Genomic DNA, 16,923 nt, shown 5'->3' with positions numbered 1-16,923 from the left:
CGCGATTGTTCCCCTGTCTACCGGCGTTTCCGGTGCCATCCCGCCATGCCGCGCTTGACGGCCAGTGTGAACGGTACGGCACCGCTCGTCACCAGGCCCAGCGCGAGGAACGCGGCCGGGGCCGTCCCCGCGGGCGGCAGGGGCGAGCTGGTGAGGGCCGGAGGCGATTCGGTACCCGGTGACGAGGAGCCTCCGGTGGGAGTGGGCTCCGGATTCGCCGTCTGGGTCTGGGTGGGGGAGGGCGTCGTCGGGGGCGGAGTGGCCGAGCGGGTCGGGGCAGTGGTCGGGCGGGTCGGGGCGGCGGTCGGCTGGGTCGGGGTGGGCGACGGAGGCCTGGTCGTGGGGCGGTCGGGGTCGCGAGGACCGTCCAGGGTGGAACTGCCCTCCGGGGTGGGGGTCGCTGACGGCTCCTCCGGCGCGGGCTTGCTCGTCGGCCGCGTGGTGGGCCTCCTGGTCGGCCTGGCCGACGGCGTGGGCGTCGCGGCCGCCGTCGTCGCGGTGGGCGCCACGGGCGGCAGGCCCGAGGTGGCGGTGGTGCTCGGGGTCGGCGTCGGCGTGGCCGCGGTCGGCGACGCCTCCACCGGCTCGTCGATCTCCTCGACCTCGTCCTCGGGAAGGAGGGTCTCCAGCGGGTCCGAGGGGGTCGGGCTCTGCGAGGTGACGGAACTCTGTGACTGGATCTCCGTGGAGCCGCCCGAGCCGACCAGCACCGCGGTCAGCCCGCCGATCACCGCGATGCAGCCGACACCGACGAGGATCTTGACGCTCAGCCTGCTGATCGAGGAGGTCCGCTCCCCGCCGTCGTCGCCGTCGGCGAGCTCGGTCATCGCCAGCGAGGTCTCGGCTCCGGGGACGGGCGCGTCCAGCGGGAACATCGCGGCGAGCAGACCGGCGATCCCGGCCAGGCGGCGCCGGCCGCGCTCCTGCCAGTCGGGGCCGTAGGCGTCGGCGGCCACGGCCTCCAGCTCGGTGAGGAAGGCGCTGGCGGTCGGCGGCCGGTCGGCGGGGTGCTTGGCCAGGCCGCGCTCCACCAGTCCCTGCAGGGCGGCGGGCACCTCCTCGATCGGCGGTGGCATGACCTGGTGCTGGCGGGCCAGCGCGGCGATGTTCGTGGCCCGGAAGGGCCGGGTGCCGGTCAGGCACTCGAAGAACACGACGGTGGCGGCGTAGACGTCGGTGGCGGGCCCCGCGGGACCGCCCACCCACTGCTCGGGAGCCATGTAGGGCGGCGTGCCCGCGGGGGTGTCGCCGTCGCCGGAGCGGACCGCGATGCCGAAGTCGACGAGCTTGCTCCTCCCGTCGGCCTGCACCATCACGTTCTCGGGCTTGAAGTCGCGGTGCACCACGCCCGCCGAGTGCGCGGCGGCCAGGCCCAGGAGTGAGCCCTTGAGCACGAGCAGCGCGGCCTCGGGGCCGGTCGGCCCTTCCGAGCGCAGCAGCGAGCGCAGGGCGACGCCGTTGACCAGCTCCATGACGATGGCCGCGCCGTCACCGGTCTCGACGTAGTCGTACAGCCGGACGGAGTGCGGGGTGCTCAGGGCGTTGAGCACCCGCGCCTCGTGGCGGAAGCGCGCCACGAACCCGACGTCGCTCCTGAGCTCGTCGGACAGGTACTTGATCGCCACCATGATGTCGTCGGCGTCGTGCCGAGCCATCACCACACGCCCGGCCGCACCGGCGCCCAACTCGCGGATCTCGGTGTATCCGGGGACTCGCCAGGCCGATGGCGTGCCGTACATACGGTCTCCTCAGTTGTCTGGGCCCCCACCCATAACAGACGGACCGTAGCCTAGCGATAGATAACCGCATTTCGCTCATTAACCGCGAATCAGTCTCACGGTACGGAGCTGATCAGTGGTTATCCGCTACCGGTGACCCGATTTCCCGGCGATGGCGGTATGACCGAAATACCGATTTTCGGTCTTGCGCTGCGGGTGACCGGGGGATTCGCGGTGCGGGTGACCGTCGACTCGGAGCCGGGGCGCGTGGGGCGGGTGGCCGTCACCTCCGGTCCGGGCCGGAGGGTGCGGGTCACCGTCGGCCTCGGGGTGGGCCTCCGCGTGGGCCTGGAGGTGGGCTCGGAGGTGGGCCTGGAGGTGGGCTTCGAGGTGGGCGCGGCCGTCCTGGTCGCCGTCGGAGCCGGTTCCGGGGTGCGTGCCGGCCCGGCGCACGGCGGGGTCTCGCCGCTCGCCCCGCTCGTACGGCCCGAGGGGAGGCTGGTCACCACCACGTTCCAGGCCGCCCCGCACCCCACCCGCGGGAAGCCGAACCTGACCGTACGCGAGTAACTCGTCGCGCCCGACAGCGGCACGACCGTTCTCCGCACGGCGGGGCCGGCGCGGAAGACCACGCGCAGGCGTACCTGCCGGGCGTTCGCGGCGTCGACCGCGACCGACACCGAGGCCGCGCCCCGCGCGTTGACGCGGGCCCGCACCACCTCCACCCGGCGTACCCCCGCCTCGGGGGGCGCGGTGGAGGGGCCGGTCGTCGGCGTCGGCGAGGAGGACGGAGGCGTCGGCGTCGCCGAGGGTGTCGGCCCGGGAGTGCCGGTGGCGGGGGGAGCGGTCGTCCCCCCGGCGGAGGGGGTGCCCGCCCCGGTGGGACCGGACGACGGGGCCGGTCCCGTGGTGGGAGCGGTCTGACCCGGGGTGGGACCGGTGGACGGGACCGGCCCCGCGGACGCGGGAGGGGAGAAGCCCGCCGGGGAGGGCGCGGGCAGGGACGGCGGCGCCTGGCCCCGCGTGCCGGGGGAGGGAGGCGGCGGCGGCGTCGCGGCGGCCACGTCGATCCTGCGCGGCGGCTCCGGTCCTCCCGAGGCCAGGGCGTACACGCCTGCGCCGCCCGCGACCAGCACCACCCCCGCGGCGCCCGCCACCACCCCGGCGGACTTCGAGCGCAGCGTGTCCAGCACCGTCCGGAACAGCGTGGTCCCGCCCGCCGGGGCGGGGGTGCCGGCCGGGAACAGCAGCGGGAGCAGCACCACCAGGGCGGCCAGCCGGGCCCGCCCGCGCTCCTCCCACTCCTCCCCGTACGCCGCGGCCGCGACGCTCTCCAGCTCCGCCAGGAACTCCGCGGCACCGGCCGGCCGGTCACCGGGCCGCTTGGCCATGCCCCTGGCGACCAGGGGCCTGACCGGCTCGGGGACCTCCTCCACCGGGACCGGCGCGGTCATGTGCTGGTGCATCAGCACCACCCGCTCACCGGAGAGGTACGGGCGGTGCCCGGCCAGGCACTCGAAGAAGACCGTCGTCGCGGCGTAGACGTCGGAGGCGGGGGAGGCGGGCGCGCCCGTCCACTGCTCGGGGGCCATGTAGGGCGGGGTGCCCGCGGCCCGGCCGCCCTCTCCCGCCCGCACGGCGATGCCGAAGTCGACGAGCTTGCTGGTGCCCGTGGCCTCGACGAGCACGTTCTCCGGCTTGTAGTCGCGGTGCACCAGCCCGGTCCGGTGGGCGGTGGCCAGCCCCAGGAGCGAGCCCTTGAGCACGGCCAGCGCCGCCTCGGGCCCCGTCGGGCCGTGCTCGCGCAGCAGCGCGCGCAGGGAGACGCCGTTGACGGCCTCCATCACGATGGCGGCGGCGCCGGGCACCTCGACGTATTCGTACAGCCGGGTCACGTTCTCGTCCGCCAGCTCCACCAGGAGCCTGGCCTCCTCGCGGAAGCGGGCGAGGAAGCCCGGGTCGTCCCTGAGCCACCCGGCCAGGTACTTGATCGCCACCAGGGTGCCCGACTCGTCGTGACGGGCGAGGACCACCCGCCCGCCGCCGCCCGCGCCGATCTCGCGCAGCTCGGTGTAGCCGGGGGGTGTCCAGCCGATGGCCGTCATGGCCGCCTCCATGGTTCGGGGGCCGGATAGGGGGCCTCGTCATGGAGACGCGTGGCGCGCGGGAGGGGTTTGCCGCGAAGGCTTACCGAACGGGTATGGTTCGCGACGCGATGTGGTCGGGCACGGCCAGGTCCCACGTCAGCGCGGGATCGGGCTCGGGGGTGCCCCAGACCTGGTGGAGCGGCAGGACCCCGGCCCAGATCGGCCGCGCGTAGTCCTCCTCGTCGTCGACCGGCGGGCCCTGGCGCACCTTCACCGACGCCTCGGCGAGGGAGAGGGCGAGCACCATGGTCGCGGCGAGCTCCTTGCCGGTCGGCTCGCGGGTGGCGTCCCACTGGCCGGGGGCGAGCTGCTCGGTGATCGCCCGCAGCCCGGCCAGGCGCTCCTCGGGGTCGTCCACCCGGCGGGGGCGGCCGTAGACCATCGCGGAGCGGTAGTTGAGCGAGTGGTGGAAGGACGAGCGGGCCAGCACGACGCCGTCCACGTGGGTCACCGTGACGCACACCTCGTCCGCGTTGCGCAGGGAGGTCGCGCCGGTGGAGCCGTGCAGGTAGAGGGTGTCGCCGATCCGGCCGTAGCCGGTGGGGACGACCATGGGCGATCCGCCGGCCAGGATACCCAGGTGGCAGACCAGCCCGGCGTCCAGCACCGCGTACAGGTCCTCCCGGGAGGTCCGGCCCCGGTTCTTCGCGCGCTTGAGGGTGGTACGGGGAGTCGTGGAGAGCATGGCACTAATCTAGGAAGAAGTGGATACCGAGAACACGTCCACTTTCATGCTCATACAGGAGACCACTTTGCCGCGCCCCTCCGTCGACCTGCCCGTATCGGTGGACCGCGAGGCCGCCACGGCGCTCGCCGTCCAGCTCGGCGACCGGCTCAGGGACGCCATGCGCGGCGGCGCCCTCTCCTCCGGCGAGCGCCTGCCCTCCACCCGGGCCCTCGCCCGCCAGCTCGCGGTCAGCCGCACCGTCGTCACGGAGGCCTACCAGCAGCTGTACGCGGAGGGCTGGCTGGAGGGGCGTCACGGCTCGGGCACCTACGTGGCCGACATGGCGCTCCCCGCCGAGGGGCGGATCGTCGTTCCCGCACCCGTTCCCGTACTTTTCGTGCCGGTCAGGGAGAACGGGCGGGAGATGATCGACCTGCGTCCGGGGAGGCCCTGGGTCCACGACTACGACAGGGCGGCCTGGCGCCGGGCCTGGCGCGGGGCGGCCGACCTGGCGCCGGAGAGCGACCCCGACCCCCGCGGCCTGCCGAGGCTGCGCGCCGCGCTGGCCGAGCACCTCCGCAGGAGCAGGGCGATCCCCGTCGGGCCGGAGAACGTCATGGTCACCCGGGGCACCGGCAACGGGCTCGACCTGGTCGCCGCGACCCTCCTGCGGCCCGGCGACCGGGCGGGCGTCGAGGAGCCCGGCTACCGCGTCGCCAGGAACGTCTTCGCCGGTCGGGGCGCCGAGCTCGTGCCCTGCCCGGTCGACGAGGACGGCGTCGTCGTCGACGGCCTCCCCGACGACCTGCGCGTCCTCTACACCACCCCCGCCCACCAGTACCCCCTCGGCGGGCGCCTGCCCATCCCGCGCAGGGAACGCCTCCTCGCCTGGGCCCGCCGCACCGGCGCGATCGTCGTGGAGGACGACTACGACGCCGAGTTCCGCTACGACGTCGCCCCGCTGCCCGCCCTGCACGGGCTCGACCCCGACCGGGTGGTGCTGCTGGGCAGCCTGAGCAAGGCGCTGACGCCCGACGTCGGCGTGGGCTGGCTCGTCGCCAGGCCGGGTTTCGTCGAAGCCCTCGCCGTGACCAGGGACGCCCTGGCCGACCGCACGAGCGGCCCGGCCCAGCAGGCGGTGGCGGTGCTCCTGGAGAACGGGGACCTGGACCGGCACCTGCGCCGCACCCGCCTGGAGTATGCCCGCCGCCGCGCCGCGATCGTCGACATCCTCGGCTCCAGGGTCACCGGTGACACCGCGGGGCTGCACGTCATGGTGGAGCTGCCCGAGGACACGGTCGAGCCCCTGGTCGAGGCGGCCCGGGCCCGCGGCGTGCTGCTCGACTCGATGGCCCGCCACTACTACGGGCCGCGGCTGCGGCACGGCCTGGTGATCGGCTACGGCTCCGCGTCGCGGGCCGACGTCAGGCGGGGGATCTCGGTCGTCGCCGAGCTGATCGGCTGACCGGCCGGTCCGCCCTCGGAGCCACCGCTTCCCGGAGCCACCGCTTCCCGGCCGCCGGAAGCGGGGTTCCCACGGTCGTGCGGCGAGGAGTCGCCGGGGCCGCCCGGCGCGGGAAGGACCGTTCCCACGCCGGGGCGGCGGACCGGCTCACGCCTGCATGGACGTCCTCAGCCGGCCGTACGTCTTGAGGGCGCGGTCGGCGGTGGTGCGCAGCAGCGGGCTGGCCAGGACCGTTCCGCGTGCCTTGCGCACCGGCACGCGCAGCATCCAGTGGACGCCGGCGCCGGGGCTCAACCGGGCGATCCGGCCCTCCGCGACCTCGTACTCGCCGTTCTTGAGCTTCTCCTTGTACTCCTTCTCGCCGCGGCCCATGTCGATGACCTCGATCCCGGCCTCGGCGGCCTTCTCGGCCATGGCCAGGTGGTGGATCAGGCCGGGGGAGTATTTGGCGAAGGCGGTGTCGTAGGCGGGGAACCAGCCCGCGAGGGTGGTGCCGGTGCGCAGCCCGAAGTGCCCGGCGACCGGCTTGCCGTCCGCGTACAGCATGTCGAGGACCCCGCCGAAGTGTTCGGTGTCGGTGGCGAGGAACCGCTCGACCAGCTCCACGATCCACGGCCGGGCGAACCGGTCGGTGCGGCCGGTGCGGCGGTACTGCTCGGTCTTCCAGCCGAGCAGCGTGCGCAGCGGCGCGAGGTCGGTGGTGGCGTAGTCGTGCCGCAGCGGCCCGACGTCGCGCTGGAGCTTGCGGCTCTTGTACGCCGTCGAGCGGTAGGTCTTGCCGGAGGTCACCTTGATCGTCTCGATGTACGACTCGTGGCCGTCGCGCAGATCGATGATCGGCGAGGGGTACCTGCAGTGCCCCGGCTGCAGCAGCGGCTGCCCGGCGATCAGGTGGTCGAACTCGTAGACGGCCAGGCCGCACGCCCTGATCAGCCGTTGCGCGTCGATCTCCACGTCCTTGGCGTGGACCAGCCCCTGCGCGTCGGTCAGGCCCGCGGCGACGGGCATGCCGATGCCCATCGGATGTCGTTCGAAGGGGAAGAAGCCGACCACGTCCGGCCCGTCGTGCAGCACCGCCACCCGCACGCGTTCCTGGAGCGCGCCAACGGTGACGGTGAACTCCGGCGACAGGAAGGGGCTGTCGAAGGCGGGGTCGGCACCCTGGAGACTTCTCCATCGGTCGATGTCGGCCGGGCCGAGGTCACGGGGCTGAACGATTGAGACGCGCATGAGCTCCTACTGGGATGTGCGGGGTCCCCTACGTCATCCAATGAAGGATGGCGTAAAGCCCAAGCATGCTGGTAGGCACGTAATGTAACGATAAAGGACGGAATAGAGCGCGGGTGGGGTCCGCCGCAACGTTTCGGGATCTCATTGGACGACCCCGGCTGGCGCCACCGACCCGAGTGACGTTCTAATGGGTGGCTATGAGCACCCCTGGCATCGACTGGCCACGCCTTGTCGGATGGATCGCGGCGAATGTCCCCGACGTCGGTGAGCCTACCGGGGTCTCCCTGATCGCGGGAGGCAGATCCAACCTGACGTACGTCGTCGAGACCTCCGGGCGCCGCCTGGTGCTGCGCCGCCCGCCGCTGGGGCACGTGCTGCCGACCGCCCACGACATGCGGCGCGAGTGGCGGGTGATCTCCGCGCTCGCGCCGACCTCGGTCCCGGTGCCCGAGCCGGTCGCCTTCTGCGACGACCAGGAGGTGATCGGGGCGCCCTTCTACCTCATGGGGCACGTGGACGGCGCGGCCGTGCGGACCCAGGAGGACGCGCTGGAGCTCACCCCCGTCCAGACCAGGCGGCTGTCGGAGCGGCTGGCCGAGGTGCTCGCCGCGATCCACGCGATCGACTACGAGCGGGTGGGGCTGGGGGACTTCGGGCGTCCCGAGGGATACATGGCCCGCCAGCTGGAGCGCTGGGGACAGCAGTGGGAGCGGTCGAAGACCGCCGAGCTGCCCGCGTACGACCGCCTGGTGGCCCGCCTGCGCGAGCGCCTGCCCGCGCGCTCGGCCTCGACGCTGGTTCACGGCGACTACCGGCTCGACAACACACTCGTGCGGCTCTCCCCCGATCCCGACATCCTCGCCGTCGTCGACTGGGAGATGTCCACGCTCGGCGACCCCCTGGCCGACCTCGGCCTCACCCTCACCTACTGGCAGGACCCCGGTGACGAGGAGCGCGCCGCGGTCCCGGTCGCGGCGGGCGTCACCGTGGCGCCGGGCTTCCTCACCGCCCGCGAGTTCGCCGCCCACTACGCCAAGGTCTCCGGCGCCGACCTGTCCGACCTGGACTTCTACGTGGCCTTCGGCAACTACAAGCTCGCCGTCATCGTGGAGGGCATCCACGCCAGGTTCAAGCAGGGCAAGACCGTCGGGGAGGGCTTCGAGCACATCGGCGCCGCCGTCCCCACGCTCGTCGACCGGGCGCTGAGGGTCCTGGGGGGCTGAGACGCCCGGCGGCGGCCCCTCGGGCCGCGCGGCCGGGTCGTTGCGGCGGGAGTTCCCGGCCGGGGCGCGGCAAAGGTTCGCGGCCGGGGCGCGGCAAAGGTTCGCGGCCGGGGCGCGGCGGGGGTTCCCGGCCGGGGCGCGGCGGGGGTTCGCGGCGGGGGTTCGCGGCCGGAGGCGCGGCGGGGGTTCGCGGCGGGGTGGAAACTGCCGTAGAAGTTTCAAGCGTCATGCAAGCCGCCCTCGATACGCTGGTGGCGCGGCCGGTAACGCTTGCCTGTGAACCATGCCGGGGCACCGTCACGCCCGATGCCGCTGTGGAACGCTACATTCGTTGACCTGCGAGGATCGAGGATTCGGTGATACCGACTAACGGACGGCACCAGCGACGGCGCCCGGCCTGGCCGGTCGCACTGGGAGCGTTGGTCGTGACGGCGGCACTCGTGGTCGGCATCATCGCCTATGCCGCCAAGCCGGACGTTCCGCGCGGACAAAGCATGACAATGGCCCCAACGCAGGCGGCACCCGTGCTGGAGGCGCCCCCCGCCGTCCACGAGTGGCCGCGCTGGGGCATCACCCACACGGAGTTCAGCGCCGACAACGAGGGCGGCGACGTCACCGAGGCCGCCTCCCACATGCTCAGCCGGGTCCCGATGCTGCAGAACCAGCACATCATGGGCTGGGGCGCGGGCAACCCCGAACCGGCGCCGGGCAGGAACGACTTCCGCGACCTCGACCGCCGGATCAGGTTCATGTCCGACTCCCAGTCCATCCCGATCATCACGCTGTGCTGCGCGCCCGACTGGATGAAGGGCGGCAGCTCGGGCCGGACCGACTGGACGCAGCTGGAGACCGCGGTGCGGCCCGAGCACTTCGACGACTACGCCAAGCTCGCCGCGACCGTCGCCAGGCGCTATCCCACCGTCAAGCACTTCATGGTGTGGAACGAGCTGAAGGGCTTCTGGAACACACCCCAGAACCGCTGGGACATCGAGGGCTACACCGAGTTCTACAACAAGGTCTACGACGCGCTGAAGGCCGTCGACAAGGACATCAAGGTCGGCGGCCCGTACGTGTCGGTCGGCAGCACCACCACCCCCGAGCGGGGGGCGGAGATCCAGGGACCGTGGGGGAGCATCGTCCAGCGCGACCTGGAGGCGGTCGAGTACTGGATACAGAACAAGAAGGGCGCCGACTTCATCGTCGTCGACGGCGCCTCGGTCACCAAGGAGGCCGGGGCCTTCCCCGACGAGTTCACCGCCCTGGGCAAGTTCGGCGCCCTCACCAGGTGGCTCCGGGAGAAGAGCGGCGACATGCCGGTCTGGTGGGCCGAGTGGTACGTCGAACCCCTCAACAGCGACTGGGAGGAGGATCGCCGCATCGCCGTCCACACGGCCGCGATGATGGAGTTCGCCACCAGCGGCGTCACCACGTCCCTCTTCTGGAACCCCCAGCGCAAGTCCACCGGCGACGACCAGGCCTGCCCCGGCTGCCTGTGGCACCCGAGCACCGGCGCCGAGATGCCCATGGCGGGCGTCATGAGCGGCTTCACCAAGTGGTTCCCCCTCGGGGTCGCGCTGGAGACGGTGACCTCCTCCGACCCGAAGGTGCGGGTCCTGGCCCAGGAGCGCCAGCTCGTGATGGTCAACACCACCGCCGCGGCCGTGACCACCGTCGTGGACGGCAGGCAGTTCGAGCTGAGGCCGTACGAGGTCAAATGGGCCGAGCGCCCGGGAGCCTAGGCGACGGCCGAGGCTAGCGCTCCGGAGCCCGGGACGGGGCCTGGGCGGGGGCCGGGGAGCGGGCGGGCCTGCGCCGGTTGGTGAACCAGCGCAGCAGCCACTCCACCGGCCCGTAGCGGTGGCGGCGCAGCCACCACCGGCTCCACACGGCCTGCGCCGCGAAGATGCCGACGCCGATCATCACCACCCGGAACGGGCTGAGCCGGTCGACCAGGCTCAGCCCGTAGCCGGTGAAGATGAGTGAGCTGATCAGCGACTGCCCCAGATAGTTCGTCAGCGCCAGCCTGCCGGGCGCCGCGAGCGCCCCGGCCAGCCGGGGCACCGCGGGCAGCAGGCGCAGCAGGGTGGCGGCGTAGGCCGCGGCCAGCAACGGCGCGGTGACCAGGTTCACCGCCTGGCCGACCATGTGGTACGCGTGCCCGCCGCCGGCCCAGGTCGAGTGCGCGTAGACCACCGCCCCGGCGAGCCCGGCGGTGAACCCCGCCCACTGCAGCCGCCGCAGCGTGGCCGTGTGCCCGGACAGGTCGGCCATCAGCCGCAGCTTGCCCAGGGCCAGCCCGACCAGGCAGGCGGCGAGCACCGTGGGCCCCTGGAAGAAGACCCGCAACACGAGGATCTTGGCGAGCTTGTGCAGGTGCTCGTTGATGATCATGGATGCCGAGCCGTGCAGCGCCTGGTCCGACAGGGCGGCCTGCGCCGCGCTCTCCGAGACGGCCTCGGAGGCGTCGGTGCCCAGCGCCGCCAGCCCGGCCAGCAGCAGCACCCCCACCGCCAGCGCCACCGTCAGCGCGAGCGCGGCGATCATCGCGGTGCGCGGGGTGATCCGCCGCACCGCCAGCAGGACCAGCCCCACGATCGCGTACGTCGCCAGGATGTCGCCGGGGAACAGCAGGATCGCGTGGGCCAGGCCGAGCAGGAACAATCCGCCCAGGCGGCGCAGGAACCGGGGGACGAACGCCGCCGACGACCGGCGGGCCGAGTCGATCTGGAGGGTGAAGCTGTAGCCGAACAGGAAGGCGAACAGCAGATAGAACTTGTTCTCGAAGAGCACCGAGACGACCCAGCGCACCTCCCAGTCGAGCGGCGCGGAGAACGACGGCGCCGCCAGCCCCGCCATCCGGTATCCCGAGGCGAGATAGGTGATGTTGACCACCACGATGCCGAACAGCGCGAAACCGCGTAGCGCGTCGACCGCCGCGATCCGCCGCCCTGTGACCTCGGTGGAGGTCCCCGCCCGGTCACGGGGTTCCCCTTCGAGCATCCAACCGCCCTTCGAGCAGCTTCGAGACGTGCGTTCCCCGGGGAACGGTGCTCAGTATGGCCCGCCCCGGCCGGTCCTACGCCGGGTGACTTCGTCCTTTACCCAAGTCAGGACCCGATCACGATGAACCTCTCCACGATCACTCCCACGGCCAGCACGAACGCCGGCACCGCGACGAACAGGATGCGCCTCCTCGTCCTCCTCGTCCTGGGCGTCTGATCGCGGCCGCGCAGGCGGAACACCTCGTAGCCGAACAGCGCGATCCACGTCACGCCGAGCGCGCCCAGGCCGATCGGCGTCCACGGGGAGGTCGGGTCGCTGCCGCCCAACGGCACCCCCGGCTCGGGGATCTCGGCCCCGTCGGGATACTTCCTGAGCGTGTAGACGGCGGCGTCCTCGCCGTTGAAGACCCGCTTGAGCTCCTTGTGGGAGTCGAGCGCGGCGCGGAACCGCTGCGCCCAGTCCGTCGGGAAGCCGTGGTTGAGCTGCAGGTATCCGGCCTGTCCCCGGGTCGCCACCAGGTAGGTGTTGGGCGGCGACACCCGGAGCTTGTCGATGATCGTGGAGAGCAGGGCCGGGTTCTTGTCCACCAGCACCTGCTGGTAGGAGATCTTGTCGAAGTCGCGTTCGCCCCACGGGATGCTCGGGGTGACCTCCTCGCCGACCACCGGGACCAGGTAGAGGACGCGGGCGCTCGGCTTGTCGTGGTCGTAGATGTAGTGCATCGCCGCGACCTCGCTGGCGGAGACCCGCTCGAACTGCTCGTTGCCGTACCGGGCGACCAGGAAGACCATCGCCAGCACCATGGCGCACCCGGCGGCGAGCAGCAGCGAGATCCGCCGCGTCAGCTCCGGGTTGAACCGGATGTTGCGTTTGCGGATCGGCACCGTCTCCTCCGGCGCGTCCTCGGTACCCGCCGGGAGGTTCGGGAAGAAGGCGTACGCGGCCAGGATGCAGGCGCCCGGCAGCGCGAACAGGTAGATGCGCAGGCCGATCTCGCCGCCGTAGTTCTGCAGGCCGAGGGCGAGCACCGGGACGCACAGCAGCAGCAGGGCCGCGCGGTCGCCGACGCCGCGCCGCAGGCGGCGGAACAGGCCGGCGGCGGCCAGCGTCAGGATGACACCGCAGATCCCCAGGCGGGCCATGAGGACGAGCGCGTGCTTGGGGTCGCTGCCGTCGATCCGGTCGCCGGTGTTGCTCTGCAGGTTCTCCAGGATCCGGCCCAGGCCGCCGAAGAGCTGGTCGATGTGCCCGCTCCAGAAGGTGACCGTCTGGTAGCTGATCCACGCCAGCACCATCAGGCCCAGGAAGAAGGGCAGCCCCCAGCTGAGCGAGGAGCGCCGCAGCAGGATCAGGCCGGTCAGCGCGCCGAGCATCATGAACGGCGTGATCTGGTGCGAGGCCGTCGCGGTCGCGAACAGGCCGATCAGCACGATCAGCATGATGGCCCGGTCGTAGACGCCGGTGGAGTGCGGCAGCTCGCCCGGTGTCAGCCCGTCCAGGCGGGCCAGCAGCCGCCGGACGAACCCCTTGGCCGGCATCGGCTTCTCACGGGGCTCCACCTTGCCGAACCAGCGCAGCACGATCGCCACGAAGGCCAGGTAGATCGCGTACGTGAAGCCCTGGGAGGAGAAGTAGTCCTGGCCGATCCACTGCACGATGACGAACAGCAGGGCGGCGAACCAGCGGGCCCGGGTGGTGGCGACGACCTGGCGCAGGATCAGCACGAACGGCAGGAGGTACAGCAGGTTCGACAGCAGCGGCGTCCACCGCATGATCGTCGTCAGGTCGGTGACCCCGGCGGCCTTGGTGACGAACCCCACCAGCGCGAAGAAGCCCGGCCAGGCCAGGCGGGCGTCGAGGACCGCGGAGGCCTCGCCGGTGCGGTTGATGTACTCCACGAAGCCCGCGTGGACGTAGGCCGTGTGGAACCTGGCCTCGTCCTCGATCAGCGCGGCGGCCCCGTGCAGGGCGAACATGATCGCCGCGATCTGGAAGAGCAACAGGAACTTGCGGTCGGTGTTCTGCCCGATCGTGACGAAGAACGCGACGACCATCAGCAGGATCGCGGCGAACGCGGTCGGCGGCATGGCCGAGATCAGGCCCACACCGTCGATGTCGTTCAGGTCGACGCCCCGCAGCGGGCCCGGCGCCACGCGCAGGGCCAGCACGTACATGATCAGGCCCTCGACGGTGAGGACCGGCGGCAGCCACACCATGGCCGACCGCATCACGGTCTGCAGGCGCGAGGGTCTGGCGGCGGGCGTCGCGGCAGACGCGGCCGTCGAGGCCGTGGCCCCGGTGGCGGTCGCCGCGACCGGGGGCATGGCGCTGGTCGCCGGTGCCCTTCCCGATCCCTTCGTGGCCTCCTTCGCCGCTCCGGAACCGGTCCCCGAGCTCCTCTGCGTGCCCTGTGGGGCCTGATGGGCCGCCGGGGCTTCCGTGACCTCGGGGAGGGGTCTGGAGACGTCCAAGGGCTGCTTGGAGGCCCCTGCGGTTCGTCCCCACGGCTCCCCGCCCGGAAGCCCGGAGGTCTCCCAGGGGTCCTCGGGGCCTTCGCGGTCTGCGGGGTCCTCAGGGTCCTTGGGGCCTTCGGGGTCCGAGGGGGCGGCGGGTGTCGCGGGCTTTCGAGGGGTGGGCGTGAGGAGCGGCGCGGCCCGGCCGGGCAGGCGCATCTCCGCCGTGGTCTCGGCCCTGTCCTCGTCCTCGTCCTCGGCGGGCGCGGGCGGCGCCTCGGGAGCGCGGCCCGGGGGGACCGGAGGGGGCGATGGCGGGGACATCGGGCGGAGGGGGAGCCTGATGATGGCGGTGACCTCGGGGTCGTCACCGTAGACGCTGTCGTCCGGCGCGCCATCCGCGCCATCCGCGCCATCCGCGCGGTTCGAAGCGCTCGCGTTGCCTGAAACGCTTGAAGCGTTCGCGTTGTCCGAAACGTCTGCGTCGCTTACCTCGTTCGCGTCGTTCGCGTCGTCCGGTGCGCTCGCGGCGTCCGCGGCGTCCGTGGCGTCCGGTGCGCCGAGGTCCGCGAGGTCCGCGTCGTTCGTGCTGTCCACGGTGTCCGACGCGTCGCTGTCCGCGGCGTCTGCGGAGTCCGGCGGCGTGCCGTCGTCCGTAGCGCTGTCGTCCGGCGCGCCGTCGTCACGGGGGTCGCCCCCCGAAGCCTCTCCACCTCTGGGAGTCTCGCCGTCGGACGCCTCACCGCCGGATGTCTCACCGCTGGGAGCCTCGTCGTACGGACTCCCGCCGGACGTCTCGCCGTCCGGAGCCTCGCCTTCGGCGGTCTCGTCGCCCGGGAGCTCGCCGGGAGCCTCGTCGTCGGGCGCTTCGAGGGGCGCCGTGCCGGTGGGCTCGCCGTCGGACCCGGCCCGGGGCCCGTCCGAGGGCGCGGGGTGGGTGGGATCGATCTCCCCGACCTCGGCGGTCTCCGCCGCCCCCGTCGTCGTCACGTCATTACCTGCCCGTTGCCTCACGTCTAACATCATGGCGGCTACGCGGACCAGGGTGTGACGAGTCGGCGCGAAGATCCGTCACGTCCGGGCGCTTCGCGTAGATCGTTGAGAAGCGGTACCGCGGCCGGGTGGCCCCTCTTCCGGCGCCCCCGCTCCCGGAGGGGAGGGGGCGCCGGACGGATCGAGGGCCGCGGATCACACCGGTCCGGCCACCGGTGCGCGATCCGTCCCGCGGACCGCGTGTCTCGCGGGGCGTAGCCGGTCGTTCACGCCTGGCCGCGTACCTTGCGCAGACCGTATCGCGTGCGCCTGACGACGGCGTATCCCTTCGTCAGCATCCGTTCCCTCATGTAGATCAGCGGGACCTGGTTTCCCTCGACCGCCCGGCTGAACATCCCCATCGACGTGCCCTCGGCGACGGTCAGGCGCGGCAGCGCGAGCACGTCGTGCCGGTCGGCGGCGATGGCGTTGTTCACCGCGCAGGCGGCCCAGTATCCGGCCTTCCTGACCTCGCGCCGCACACGCGCGCTGGAGTAGCCGTACGGGTAGGCCATCGTCGAGACCAGGGAACCGATCTTGTCTTCCAGCAGGGCCTTGTTGCGCCGCAGCTCCTGGCGGAGCTCGTCGTCGGGCAACTGGTCGAGCTGGGGATGGCTGTGGCTGTGCCCGCCGATCTCCATGCCGCACGAGGCGGCCTCGCGGGCCTGGCTCCACGACAGCATCGTGTCGAGGGGCCTGCCCGCCGCGTCCTTGCCCGCGTCACGGACCCAGCCGCTGGTCAGGAAGACCGTCGCGGGGAAGTCGTAGCGTTCGAGCAGGGGCAGCGCCTCGCTGTGGAAGTCGGCGTAGCCGTCGTCGAAGGTCACCACGACCGGCCGCTCCGGGATGGAACGGCCGTTGTTGTTGTGCAGCGAGGCGACCAGATCGGCCACCGTCAGCGGCGTGAAGCCCTTCTCCTTCAGGTAGGCCAGCTGCTCGCCGAAGGCCGAGGGCCGTACCGCCAGAGGCTTCGTCTCGGCGTTGGGCCGGTCGGAGACCGAGTGGTACATGAGGATCGGTACGCGGATCATGACGGACGCACCCGCTTCAGCTTCAGTCGAACGGAGCCGACGACGTAACCCCAGGTCGTCCAGGCGAGGCCGACGACGATCGCCCCGGCCCTGCCGAGACCGGACACGTCGCCCCGCAGCGCCTGGCCGACCCCGCGCAGCGCGCCCAGCGGCAGCGCCTTCAGCGCGTGGGCCCGCTCGCTCGACAGACCGTCGCCCGCCCCCACGCTCTGGGCGACCAGCGCCTTGGACAGGCCCTCGGCGAAGCAGCGCGAGCGGAAGTAGGCGAACGTCGAGCGTACGGGCGGCACCTTGTGGCCGATCACCGCGGCCGGCTCGAACAGCATTCCCGACCCCGGCATCCGCTGCGAGAGCCGGATGCAGAACTCGGTCTCCTCGCAGCCCAGCGGGCGGGGCTTGCGCCCCTGCACGCTGCGCCCGATGCCGGTGTGGAACCCGCCGACACCGCCGACGACCTCCCTGCGGAAGGCCGCGTTGCCGCCCATGACGTTGCGGATCCGGGCCCGCTTCGTGGGCATGCCCAGATAGCTGCACCCGATGGTCCAGTCGAACTCGTGGGGGTACCAGCCGGGCCGTTGCCCGGTCCTGGTGCCCCACAGCGGCCTGGTCAGCCCGCCCACCCCCACGATGGTCGGGTCCTGGAAGCCCTCCTCCAGTGCTTCCAGCCAGCCAGGCTCCGCGACGGCGTCGTCGTCCAGGTACGCCACGATGTCGCCGGAGGCGGTCGCCGCACCGGTGTTCTTGCCGCCGGACAGCCCCTTCTCCTCGGCGTTCTCCACCACGATCGCGCCGGGATACTCCTTCTTGAGCCTCAGATGGAGATCCGGGTTGTAGTCGACGACAAGGATGATCTCGTGTGGCTCGCGTGTCTGGTTCTCGACCGACTCGACGGCCGCCCGGATGTCATCCCAGCGGTCCTCGGTGTAGACGCAGATGACGACGCTGCTTCTCATG

At 72.3% G+C, this 16,923-nt stretch carries 11 protein-coding genes; 3 read left to right on the top strand and 8 right to left on the bottom strand.

From position 1 onward, the window contains the following. Nucleotides 1-17: 17 nt before the first annotated feature. The 3 genes from ACFYWM_RS17805 to ACFYWM_RS17795 all read right to left on the bottom strand — a co-directional run bounded on the left by ACFYWM_RS17805 (nucleotide 18) and on the right by ACFYWM_RS17795 (nucleotide 4,550). Nucleotides 18-1,739 (bottom strand): serine/threonine-protein kinase, encoded by a 1,722-nt coding sequence (locus ACFYWM_RS17805; protein ID WP_389915753.1) that lies wholly within the window; start codon nucleotides 1,737-1,739, stop codon nucleotides 18-20. A gap of 119 nt (nucleotides 1,740-1,858) precedes the next feature. After that, nucleotides 1,859-3,823, bottom strand: coding sequence for a protein kinase (locus ACFYWM_RS17800; RefSeq protein ID WP_389915749.1), 1,965 nt, complete (start codon nucleotides 3,821-3,823; stop codon nucleotides 1,859-1,861). 82 nt (nucleotides 3,824-3,905) lie between these two features. Then, a complete protein-coding gene (locus tag ACFYWM_RS17795; protein WP_389915747.1) occupies nucleotides 3,906-4,550 on the bottom strand; it encodes a pyridoxamine 5'-phosphate oxidase family protein in 645 nt (214 codons plus the stop codon). A gap of 67 nt (nucleotides 4,551-4,617) precedes the next feature. On the opposite strand from ACFYWM_RS17795, the gene ACFYWM_RS17790 reads away from it, so the two are divergent. After that, nucleotides 4,618-5,997, top strand: coding sequence for a PLP-dependent aminotransferase family protein (locus tag ACFYWM_RS17790; protein ID WP_389915745.1), 1,380 nt, complete (start codon nucleotides 4,618-4,620; stop codon nucleotides 5,995-5,997). A 147-nt stretch (nucleotides 5,998-6,144) separates the two neighbouring features. Here ACFYWM_RS17790 and ACFYWM_RS17785 read toward each other — a convergent pair whose 3' ends face one another. After that, nucleotides 6,145-7,227 (bottom strand): GNAT family N-acetyltransferase, encoded by a 1,083-nt coding sequence (locus ACFYWM_RS17785; protein WP_389915743.1) that lies wholly within the window; start codon nucleotides 7,225-7,227, stop codon nucleotides 6,145-6,147. A gap of 197 nt (nucleotides 7,228-7,424) precedes the next feature. Between ACFYWM_RS17785 and ACFYWM_RS17780 the strand changes: the two genes are divergently transcribed. Next, nucleotides 7,425-8,450, top strand: a complete 1,026-nt coding sequence (locus tag ACFYWM_RS17780) for a phosphotransferase family protein (RefSeq protein WP_389915741.1) — start codon at nucleotides 7,425-7,427, stop codon at nucleotides 8,448-8,450. A 494-nt stretch (nucleotides 8,451-8,944) separates the two neighbouring features. Further along, nucleotides 8,945-10,189 (top strand): xylan 1,4-beta-xylosidase, encoded by a 1,245-nt coding sequence (locus ACFYWM_RS17775; protein WP_389915739.1) that lies wholly within the window; start codon nucleotides 8,945-8,947, stop codon nucleotides 10,187-10,189. 13 nt (nucleotides 10,190-10,202) lie between these two features. Here ACFYWM_RS17775 and ACFYWM_RS17770 read toward each other — a convergent pair whose 3' ends face one another. From ACFYWM_RS17770 to ACFYWM_RS17755, 4 genes are all read right to left on the bottom strand, one after another. Beyond that, a complete protein-coding gene (locus ACFYWM_RS17770) occupies nucleotides 10,203-11,450 on the bottom strand; it encodes a DUF418 domain-containing protein (protein WP_389915736.1) in 1,248 nt (415 codons plus the stop codon). A gap of 107 nt (nucleotides 11,451-11,557) precedes the next feature. Continuing rightward, complete coding sequence (locus tag ACFYWM_RS17765; protein ID WP_389915734.1) at nucleotides 11,558-14,896, bottom strand: hypothetical protein; 3,339 nt, start codon at nucleotides 14,894-14,896, stop codon at nucleotides 11,558-11,560. Between the two features lie 269 nt (nucleotides 14,897-15,165). Beyond that, nucleotides 15,166-15,969, bottom strand: coding sequence for a polysaccharide deacetylase family protein (locus tag ACFYWM_RS17760; protein ID WP_389915731.1), 804 nt, complete (start codon nucleotides 15,967-15,969; stop codon nucleotides 15,166-15,168). Continuing rightward, a complete protein-coding gene (locus ACFYWM_RS17755) occupies nucleotides 15,966-16,922 on the bottom strand; it encodes a glycosyltransferase family 2 protein (RefSeq protein WP_389915728.1) in 957 nt (318 codons plus the stop codon). The genes ACFYWM_RS17760 and ACFYWM_RS17755 overlap by 4 nt, the downstream gene beginning before the upstream one ends. Between the last annotated feature and the right edge of the window lies 1 nt (nucleotide 16,923).

The sequence above is a fragment of the Streptosporangium sp. NPDC002721 genome (genome assembly GCF_042888905.1).
In the GTDB taxonomy this organism is placed as follows: Bacteria; Actinomycetota; Actinomycetes; order Streptosporangiales; family Streptosporangiaceae; genus Streptosporangium.
This window is presented reverse-complemented; position numbering and strand designations above follow the sequence as displayed.

Coding starts and splice junctions, on each gene's coding strand:
- ACFYWM_RS17805 (WP_389915753.1), bottom strand. CDS start 1,739: ATGTACGGCACGCCATCGGCCTGGCGAGTCCCCGGATACACCGAGATC.
- ACFYWM_RS17800 (WP_389915749.1), bottom strand. CDS start 3,823: ATGACGGCCATCGGCTGGACACCCCCCGGCTACACCGAGCTGCGCGAG.
- ACFYWM_RS17795 (WP_389915747.1), bottom strand. CDS start 4,550: ATGCTCTCCACGACTCCCCGTACCACCCTCAAGCGCGCGAAGAACCGG.
- ACFYWM_RS17785 (WP_389915743.1), bottom strand. CDS start 7,227: ATGCGCGTCTCAATCGTTCAGCCCCGTGACCTCGGCCCGGCCGACATC.
- ACFYWM_RS17780 (WP_389915741.1), top strand. CDS start 7,425: ATGAGCACCCCTGGCATCGACTGGCCACGCCTTGTCGGATGGATCGCG.
- ACFYWM_RS17775 (WP_389915739.1), top strand. CDS start 8,945: ATGACAATGGCCCCAACGCAGGCGGCACCCGTGCTGGAGGCGCCCCCC.
- ACFYWM_RS17770 (WP_389915736.1), bottom strand. CDS start 11,450: ATGCTCGAAGGGGAACCCCGTGACCGGGCGGGGACCTCCACCGAGGTC.
- ACFYWM_RS17760 (WP_389915731.1), bottom strand. CDS start 15,969: ATGATCCGCGTACCGATCCTCATGTACCACTCGGTCTCCGACCGGCCC.
- ACFYWM_RS17755 (WP_389915728.1), bottom strand. CDS start 16,922: ATGAGAAGCAGCGTCGTCATCTGCGTCTACACCGAGGACCGCTGGGAT.